This is a genomic window from Campylobacter sp. IFREMER_LSEM_CL908 (genome assembly GCF_025771545.1).
In the GTDB taxonomy this organism is placed as follows: Bacteria; Campylobacterota; Campylobacteria; order Campylobacterales; family Campylobacteraceae; genus Campylobacter_D; species Campylobacter_D lari_D.
This window is the reverse complement of the sequence record NZ_JAKMQK010000012.1, coordinates 62458-71089: the sequence shown is the minus strand read 5'-3', so window position 1 is coordinate 71089 and position 8632 is coordinate 62458. Positions and strand designations below refer to the sequence as shown.

9 protein-coding genes and 1 tRNA gene are annotated in these 8632 nt (G+C 28.9%); 8 read left to right on the top strand and 2 right to left on the bottom strand.

Features of this window, described 5'->3' with window-relative positions:
• The first annotated feature begins 105 nt into the window (after positions 1-105).
• Positions 106-951: a hypothetical protein gene (locus L8U04_RS06255; protein ID WP_263709640.1), complete on the top strand. Its 846-nt coding sequence runs from the start codon at positions 106-108 to the stop codon at positions 949-951.
• 49 nt (positions 952-1000) lie between these two features.
• A complete protein-coding gene (locus L8U04_RS06250; protein ID WP_263709639.1) occupies positions 1001-1273 on the top strand; it encodes a hypothetical protein in 273 nt (90 codons plus the stop codon).
• A 25-nt stretch (positions 1274-1298) separates the two neighbouring features.
• Here the strand turns inward: L8U04_RS06250 and L8U04_RS06245 are convergent.
• Positions 1299-1375, bottom strand: a tRNA-Ile gene (locus tag L8U04_RS06245).
• Between the two features lie 52 nt (positions 1376-1427).
• Entirely contained in the window at positions 1428-2537 is a 1110-nt protein-coding gene (locus L8U04_RS06240; RefSeq protein WP_087700555.1) for an FtsW/RodA/SpoVE family cell cycle protein, read from the bottom strand.
• Between the two features lie 71 nt (positions 2538-2608).
• Here L8U04_RS06240 and L8U04_RS06235 point away from each other — a divergent pair, with 71 nt between their 5' ends.
• Genes L8U04_RS06235 through L8U04_RS06210 form a run of 6 tightly spaced genes read left to right on the top strand, consistent with a single transcriptional unit; the run spans position 2609 to position 8591 of the window.
• Complete coding sequence (locus L8U04_RS06235; RefSeq protein ID WP_263709638.1) at positions 2609-3571, top strand: RluA family pseudouridine synthase; 963 nt, start codon at positions 2609-2611, stop codon at positions 3569-3571.
• On the top strand, positions 3525-4733 hold the full coding sequence (locus tag L8U04_RS06230; RefSeq protein WP_263709637.1) for a ferrous iron transporter A: 1209 nt from the start codon (positions 3525-3527) through the stop codon (positions 4731-4733). Before L8U04_RS06235 ends, L8U04_RS06230 begins: the two co-directional genes overlap by 47 nt.
• Positions 4733-5923, top strand: coding sequence for a tRNA (guanosine(46)-N7)-methyltransferase TrmB (trmB, locus tag L8U04_RS06225; RefSeq protein ID WP_263709636.1), 1191 nt, complete (start codon positions 4733-4735; stop codon positions 5921-5923). The genes L8U04_RS06230 and trmB overlap by 1 nt, the downstream gene beginning before the upstream one ends.
• Positions 5924-5969: 46 nt before the next feature.
• Entirely contained in the window at positions 5970-6626 is a 657-nt protein-coding gene (locus tag L8U04_RS06220) for a cell division ATP-binding protein FtsE (protein ID WP_039625813.1), read from the top strand.
• Positions 6613-7419: an ABC transporter permease gene (locus L8U04_RS06215; RefSeq protein ID WP_263709635.1), complete on the top strand. Its 807-nt coding sequence runs from the start codon at positions 6613-6615 to the stop codon at positions 7417-7419. Before L8U04_RS06220 ends, L8U04_RS06215 begins: the two co-directional genes overlap by 14 nt.
• Positions 7416-8591: a murein hydrolase activator EnvC family protein gene (locus tag L8U04_RS06210; protein ID WP_263671839.1), complete on the top strand. Its 1176-nt coding sequence runs from the start codon at positions 7416-7418 to the stop codon at positions 8589-8591. Before L8U04_RS06215 ends, L8U04_RS06210 begins: the two co-directional genes overlap by 4 nt.
• Positions 8592-8632 lie beyond the last annotated feature (41 nt).

The window sequence follows — 8632 nt, the reverse complement described above, 5'->3', positions numbered from 1 at the left end:
ATGGGTAAAAATTTAAGTAAAGAATTAAATTATAAGAAGATTCCAATTCAATTAACTCTTGGTAAAACAAGGCTAAATCCATATTTGATTGAAACTGTCAGTATATTGGCAAAAGGCACCCCTTATGCAAAAATAAAATGGAGCATTGCCGGCGATGGAGTACTTCCAAAAGAAGATCTAATTCCAAAATATTTTGATAGTAAAGGTACTGCGCTAACTAAGTTTAGAACAATTAATCCTAATGTTCGTCCGATAACAGTAAGCGTTGAATATGAAGATGGAAGTGAAAAAGCTAGTGAAACAGCTGTATTTAATGGTCCAATTCATCCAAGAATAAATGTAAATAATATTCCATTTGATACAGGAACAACTATAGAGTTATATGGACTAATTCCAAACTCTAGTGTAGATGTTCAACCAGATCAGTATCTTGGTTATACTAATTTTGTAAATAAAGGCACGCTTCATACTGATGATAAAGGTTCAGTTTATTTAAATTTTAAACCTATTGGAAAAGTTGCTCAACACACCGGTAGAATTTTTAGTCTTAAAGTGAAATATAAAGAATGGGATGGAGCTGATTCTGAAGCAATTGTAGGAAGTATTGAGGTGCAAAAACGCATTCATGCAATATATGATACTTGGAAAGATCCAGCTTCATGCTACACCAGTGCAACTTTAACATTAACCGATGGAATTGCAGGAGAAAAAGTTGATTTTAGTGGAACTAATCTCTTAGTTGGCCTTGGTCAAACTGTGCCAATTATACAAAGATGGGATAAAGAATTTGATAATTCTGGTGAAGCAAAAGTTGTAATATCAACTACATGGTGCACTAAACCATTGACCGATACTCCTACTTTTACAATGAGATTTAATACTTTAGGTGTAAATGTCACAGAAACACGAGCGGTTACTTTTGGTGGTGGAGATCATGAAAGATTTTATTAGTCGGATATATAGGCACATTTTATAATGTTGTGGAAAAAGAAAGAAATATATGCCACTGTATAATTTTGCACAATTTCTATCTCTGTTAGCCCAGCTTTCAGAGGTAGATATTAAAACTCTTATGGAATATAAAGATTTATTGTTAAAAGCGTTATCACCTTTAAACGAAGTAGAAAGATTTAATGTAAAAGAATGTATGCAACTTATTAACACTCTTGAAGAAACTTTTTTAGATAAACTCCAAATAGAAGAAAGCAAAAAGAAAGAAATTTGCAAAAATATCATCAAAATACTAAAAAATCATTGGAAAATGTTTTTTTGAAAATCAAGTTGTAATGCAAAATAAATGGTGGATTTAGCAGGACTCGAACCTGCGACCAACCGGTTATGAGCCGGTTGCTCTAACCAACTGAGCTATAAATCCGCCAGAAGTTAAAATAAAAATGTTATTATATCTTTATTTCCTTAATTTAAATTTAGAATTTTATTTTTACCGCTTTTTCTATTGCTAAATATCTAAAGGTTATTAAATTTTGTAAAATTCCAAAGAAAATCATAAAAGTAGCAAAAGAACTTCCCCCATGACTAAAAAATGGCATAGGTATACCAACAACAGGAGCAAAACCTATGGTCATTGATATATTTACCGCTACATATATGAAAATAAACAAAGCAATGCAATTTGTCACCACTCTTGTAAAATAATCATCTTTGAGCTTATAATTTAAACTCAATAAATGAAAAATGAGTAAGGTGTAAAGTAGTATGATTACAACTGCACCGATAAAACCAAATCTTTCAGACAAATATGCAAAGATAAAATCACTCGTAGAAATAGGTAAAAATTTAAAATGTGTTTGTGTAGCTTCATCTGCTTTTTTTCCGCTCAAACCACCGCTTCCTATTGCAATGATGGATTGTTTTACATGGTAACTTGGTTCTTCAGCTAAGAAATCATGAATTCTTTGTTTTTGATAAGGCTTTAAAAAATCACTATAAATAATAGGTGAGGCTATGGCTATAGCTAAAAAAATACTAAGCCAAATTTTATAATTTACTCCTATGATAAAAAGCGTTCCAAAGCCTACTATTAAAAGCACCAAAGCTGTTCCCAAATCAGGTTCTCCTGCTATAAGTAAAAATGGAAGTAAAATATAAAAACTTAGCTTTAAAAATTGTTTTAAGCCATAGCCATTAGGCGGTGGAGGATTTTGATAAATCAAATAAGCTAACATTAAAATAAAAGAGGGCTTAAAAATTTCAGAAGGTTGTATGGTAAAATGCGTAAAAGGTATTTCAAGCCATCTTCTAGCTCCAAGTTTTTCAACACCAAAAATATCCACACTTAAAAGTAAAGCTATATTAATCCAATATAACACAGGTATAAGCCACATTAGTCTTCTTAAGGGTAAAAAGAAAAAAAACGCAAATCCTGCAAAACCCACTAAAGTATAGATAAATTGTTTTTCAGCTAAGCGCGTATTTGCCTCATAAATTAAAAGAAAAGATATAGCTATGATAGGTAACACTAAAAGAGGTTGTACAAAGTCAAAATGTGTTAAAATTCTTCTATCAAGTTTTATCAAAGCTACCCTTTTTATAAAATATTACATAATTATATGCTAAAATTGCAAATTTTATCACAAGGAAATATAATATGCTAAAAATTTCATCACTTTGTGAAGAAAGATTGGATGTTTTTTTATCAGATATACTTAAGCAAAGTCGTTCGCAAGTTGCTAAACTAATCAAAGAAAACTGCATATATATTAATGAAAAAATAGAAAATAAAAGTTCTAAAAAAATAAAACAAAAAGATGAAATAAGTATTTTTTTACCTTTAGTAAAAGAAGCCAAAGAAAGCTACACGCCTGAGTTTGATATAGAAATTTTATATGAAGATGATGATGTTTTGGTTTTAAACAAAGCTCCTAATGTTGTCGTGCATGGTGCAAGTAGTGTTAAAGAAGCGACTTTGGTGGATTGGCTTTTGCATAAGGGTTATGCTTTATCAAATTTAAATGGAGAACATAGAGCAGGGCTTGTGCATAGACTTGATAAGGGCACAAGTGGAGCTATCATCATAGCTAAAAACAATCAAGCACATCAATTTTTAGCAAATCGGCTTTTGGATAAAAGCATGGGTAGATTTTATCTTGCTTTGAGTGAATTGCCTTTGAAAAATGATAAAATGAGTAATGAAAAAGCTATTATGCGTTGTCCTAGCAATAGGCTTAAAAAAATTACTACAAATACTAAAAATCCTTTAGCAAAAAATGCAAAAACAGATTTTATAAATTTATTAAGCGCTAAAAATTGCTCTTTGATAGCTGCTAAGTTATACACAGGAAGAACTCATCAAATCAGGGTGCATTTAGCAGATTTTAATCGCTATATTTTAGGAGATGAATTATACGGATATAAAGGAAAAATAAAGTATAATAGAGTAATGCTTCATGCGTATTTGATTTATTTTATTCATCCTAGGACTAAAGAGTTGATGTTTGTAAAAGCTCCTATGTTTGATGATTTTTATCAAATTTTAAAAGAAAATTTTACACAAGGAGAGATAGATGAAAAAACTTCATTGGATTATCTTAAGTTCTGCTTTAGCTTTTAGTGCTTGTAGCGTAAGTTCACCGCAGATTGCTCAAGTAAATGATACTTTACCAAAAATATCAAGTATTAAAAGTATAAGTGATATTACAAGTATAGCGTTTGAATGGGAACCTTTGTATGATCAAAATATAGCAGGTTATTATATTTATAGAGCAAATGCAGCTGGTGCACCTATGGAGCTTATAGCAAAAATCAAAAATAAATTTCAAACTCACTATACTGATACAAATTTAGCACCAAATACAAGATATTATTATTCTATGAAAACCTTTAATGAACTTGGACAAGTTTCTCAAGATGGTGTAAGTATAGAAGCTTTTACAAATAGAGTGATTGATCCAGTGCCTTTTGTGCAAGCTATTGTTGGTTTGCCAAATCGTGTAAAAATAGTTTGGAGACCACACCCTGATGTAAGAGTAAATTCATACATCATTGAGCGTGCAAATATGAAAGATATGAAATTTAAAGAATTAGCTAGAATCAAAAATCGCTTAAGTGCTGAATATATAGATGATTCGCTAAAACCTGATGAAAGTTTTCAATATAGAATTATAGCTTTAACTTATGATGGTATTAAAAGCACTCCAAGTAAAATAGTAGAATCAACTACCAAAGCCCTTCCTCCTATGATAAGTAATTTACAAGCAAGTAAAGACGCACCAAGAAAAATTATTTTAACTTGGGATAAAATTGATTATGCTGATTTTGCTTATTATAAAATTTATTCAAGTTCAACTACTTTTTTACCTTTTAGTGTGGTAGCTAAAACTTCTGAAAATACTTATGAAGATGTGGTTAAAGGTGTGGCTGAAAAAAGATATTATAAAGTTAGTATGGTCGATAAAGATGGCCTAGAAAGTCCTATAGCAAGTGAGCCTGTTGAAGGTATTACCCTAGGAGCACCATTAGCGCCAAGTATTGTTTTGTGTGCTGTTGAAGATGATGGTATTAGAGTAGAGTGGATTGATAATGATGATAGAGCTAAAGAATACATAGTTAAAAGAAGTGGTGGTGGAAGTAATGCTGTGTTTAAAGAGATTAAATCTAAACAATTAAAAGATATTACTGCAGCTCCTGGAAAAGTATATAGTTATGAAGTTATTGCAATTGATGCAAATGGCATAGAATCAAAAGCTTCTGATAAATTTACAGCAGTAAAATAATGCCAAATTTTAAGTGTAAAATTTTAAAAGAAATTCAACTTCCTTTTGAAAAAGATGGAGTTGAATTCTTATGGCTTGCCAAAGGTGAAAATGTTGATTTGCTTTTTACGCGTATAAACCAAGAAAAATTTTTTTTACAAATTAAAAAAGATGAAAAAAAACAAGAATGGCTTATAAAGGGTGAAAAACATACTAAGCCTTCGCAAATTGGGTATTTGCAAAAGGCTTTACTTGTATTTAAAGAAAATTTTACTCAAGATGTAGTTTGTGAAGCTGTGGCGCTAAAACACACAAGGTTAATCCAAAAAACACCTTTAATTGCTAATGATTTAAAAGAAATTTTAGAACAAATAAAAAATAAAAAACAAATTTATATTGAAATAGGTTTTGGAAGCGGTAGACATTTACTTTATCAAGCTAGGCAAAATCCTAATGTACTGATAGTTGGTATAGAAATTTATACTCCCGCATTAGAACAAGTAACTAAACTTGCTTTAAGTGAAAATTTAAACAATGTTTTATTAATAGAAACTGATGCAAGATTATTATTAAGCGTACTTGAATCTAATCTTGTGGATAAAATCTTTTTGCATTTTCCTGTTCCTTGGGATAAAAAGCCTCACCGTAGAGTAGTGGGGTTAAATTTTGCAAATGAATGCGCTAGGGTTTTAAAAGAAGATGGACAATTTGAACTTAGAACGGATAGTTTTTTGTATTTTGATTTTACTTTGGAGACTTTTTTAACTTTCTCACATTTAAAAGCTTTAATCAAAAAAAATGAAAATTTAGAAATTTCAAGTAAATATGAAGATCGTTGGAAAAGACAAAATAAAGATATATATGATTTAATCATTAGTGGTTTTAGCAAGAGTAAAAGCTTGAATAAAAATCAAAAATTTGCTATTGAGGATTTAAAATTAAATACAAAAGAATTAGCTTGTATAAAAAAGAATTTTAAAAATGAAGTTTTTAAAGGCGAAGATTTTTTCTTGCATTTTGAAAAAATGTATATTAAAGATGAAGAACTTGTTATTAAAATAGCTTTTGGTGCTTTTTATAAACCTGAACATGTTTATATAGTATTAAACTTACAAAAGATAGAATTTATCTTTGAGCAACCTTTTAAAACTAAAGAAAATTTAAAAGCTATAGAAAAATTAAGAGAAATATTGTATTCTTATATTAAATAATAATGATTTAAATAATTATCAAACAAATGATAAGGAAAAAGCAGTGATGATAGAAGCCAAAAAGCTTTGTCTTGGTTATGATGAGCTTGTTATAGAAAATGCTAGTTTTTCGCTAAAAGATAATGATTTTGTTTTTATCACAGGAAAAAGTGGTAGCGGAAAATCAACTTTGTTAAAATCTTTTTATGGGGATTTGGAGCCAATAAGTGGAAATTTAAAGGTTTGCAATAATGATTTAGTGGATATTTCTAATGCTGAACTTTTGCAGCTTAGGCAAAAAATAGGAATTATTTTTCAAGATTATCGTTTGGTTCAAGAATTTAGTGTAGAAAAAAATGTAATGTTACCTTTGATGATTAAAGGTTATAGTAAAAATGTATGTAAAGAACAAGCCGCAAAGCTTTTAAAGCATGTAAATTTAACTTTCAAAGCTGATAAAAAGCCAGCTCAACTTTCAGGTGGAGAGCAGCAACGCGTGGCCATGGCAAGAGCTCTAGCACATAATCCAAAATTACTCTTATGCGATGAGCCAACGGGAAATTTAGATGAGTATTCTTCAGATATTATATGGACTTTGTTAAAATCAGCCAGAGAAATACTTGGAACTTGCGTGGTAGTTGTTACACATAGAATTCCTACTAATTTAAGACTTGATTATCGTCGTTTTAATATAGAAAATGGGAGAATGAATGAAATCTTTTAAAAATCATCTTTCTTTAATATTTGCTTTAATGGTGATGATGTTTGCTTTTGAGTTTTTGATTATCACAAATAAAACTATTGAATATTATGAAAAACTTTTAAATAAAGACTATAATATCATTTTAGTAGGAAAAACTCACTTAGATAAAAAAAACATAGAAGAGCAGGTTAGTCATTTTCAGTCTTTAGAAATTTTAAATCCAAATGAAATGATAGATAGACTTAAAAATGATATATCAGCTAAAAACATAGAGGTTTTAAAGGCTACATTGCCAAAATTTTATACTTTGAAGCTTAATAAGCTTTTGTCAGAAGATGAGTTAAACATTTTAAAAGATAAACTTTTAAAAAATCCTAACATTACTAGAGTGGAGACTTTTGCAAAAACGCATACAAAAATTTATAAACTTTTAGTTTTAGTGAAATTTTTATTATGGTTTTTCTTGTTTATTATAATATTGCTTAGTTTTGTATTATTGCTTAAACAAATGAAAATTTGGCTTTTCGAGCATACTCAAAGAGTGGAAATCATGTGCTTGCTTGGTGCCCCATTTTGGTTTAGATCTTTTATGCTTTATAAGATAGTTTTTATTGATTGCTTTATAGCATTTTTATTGCTTGTGTTATTTTTTACCCAAGTTTATGATCTTGAATCTATTAAGCTAGCTTTACAAAGTGTAGATATTAGCTTACCTAAAATAAGTATTTTCACGCATTTATTTTTGATTTTTTTAGCAATGCTTTGTGTTTGTTTTGCTTGTGTGAATTTTGTGATGTTTAAGGTTAGAAAATGAAAAAATGCTTTTTGCTTTTTTTATTTTCCTTTTCTGTTTTATTTGCAAATGAAATTGCACAAAAGCAAAAAGATATTAAAGAAAATGAACGCATAGTAAAGCAATTATCTAAAAAATTAGAAGATTTAGCTAGTGAAATTTTAGATAATGAGAAAAATTTAAAAAAAATTGCTTCAGAAATTAGCACCTTAACTTCAAAAACTTCTAAACTTGAAGGATCTGTGAAAACTCAAATAAAAGCATTAGAGCAGCTTAATGCACAAAATAAAGATCTTTTGCAAAATAAAAATAAGATCGAAGGAAAAATTATTGATTTAATTGCTAAAGATTTTGCTTATGATTTAGCAATCCCTAAAAATTATATTGAAAGTGAAGATAGTATTATTGCTTTGGAGTTAGTTGGGGTTTTGGATAAAATTTTCAAAGAAGAATTTTATCAAATTTCAAAAGATTATGAAGATGTGAGCAAAAAAATAGAAGAAAAGCAAAGACAAATTACTACAATTAATAATAATTTAAAAGTTTATAAAGATCAAATTGATGAGCTTAAAAACCTTAGAAAAAAACAAGAGCAAGAAATAGCTAAACAAAAAACTGATAAAGAAATTTATACTAGAAAACTTTCTAATTTGCAAGCCCAACAGCAAGAATTAAGAAAAACACTCAATAAATTAAAAATTATCAAAGAAAAAGAAGAAGAAAAATTAGCACAAAAAAAGGATGATAAAAAGCCAAATTCAAACATAAAACAAGTGGGTTCAAGCTATCAAACAAGTAGTGTTAAGCGCTATAGTGGTCCTAAGACAATAGCTCCTTTAGAATCTTATACGGTAAAGCAAAAATTTGGAAATTATATAGATCCTATTTATAATATTAAGATCTATAATGAAAATGTAGTTTTAAAAAGTGATAGTACTAATGCTGCGGTAAGAAATGTCTTAGATGGAAAAGTAGTTTTTGCAAAAGCAACTCCAACTTTAAAGCAAGTTGTGATTGTTGAAAATAAAGATGGTATACATACTATTTATGCACATTTAGATAAAATTGCTCCTGGGGTTAAAGTAGGTAGAAATATCAAAAAAGGTTATATTATAGGTAGGGTTGAAAGTGATTTAACTTTTGAAGTAACCCAAAAGAATTTTCATATCAATCCTTTGGAAATGATTAAATAAATTAGTTTTTTTTAATGCGAATTTTGATATAGTTTTAAATC

Excerpts from the sequence above, each read along its gene's own strand:
- L8U04_RS06250 (WP_263709639.1), top strand. The coding sequence starts at position 1,001 with ATGCCACTGTATAATTTTGCACAATTTCTATCTCTGTTAGCCCAGCTT.
- L8U04_RS06235 (WP_263709638.1), top strand. The coding sequence starts at position 2,609 with ATGCTAAAAATTTCATCACTTTGTGAAGAAAGATTGGATGTTTTTTTA.
- L8U04_RS06230 (WP_263709637.1), top strand. The coding sequence starts at position 3,525 with ATGAAAAAACTTCATTGGATTATCTTAAGTTCTGCTTTAGCTTTTAGT.
- trmB (WP_263709636.1), top strand. The coding sequence starts at position 4,733 with ATGCCAAATTTTAAGTGTAAAATTTTAAAAGAAATTCAACTTCCTTTT.
- L8U04_RS06220 (WP_039625813.1), top strand. The coding sequence starts at position 5,970 with ATGATAGAAGCCAAAAAGCTTTGTCTTGGTTATGATGAGCTTGTTATA.
- L8U04_RS06215 (WP_263709635.1), top strand. The coding sequence starts at position 6,613 with ATGAAATCTTTTAAAAATCATCTTTCTTTAATATTTGCTTTAATGGTG.
- L8U04_RS06210 (WP_263671839.1), top strand. The coding sequence starts at position 7,416 with ATGAAAAAATGCTTTTTGCTTTTTTTATTTTCCTTTTCTGTTTTATTT.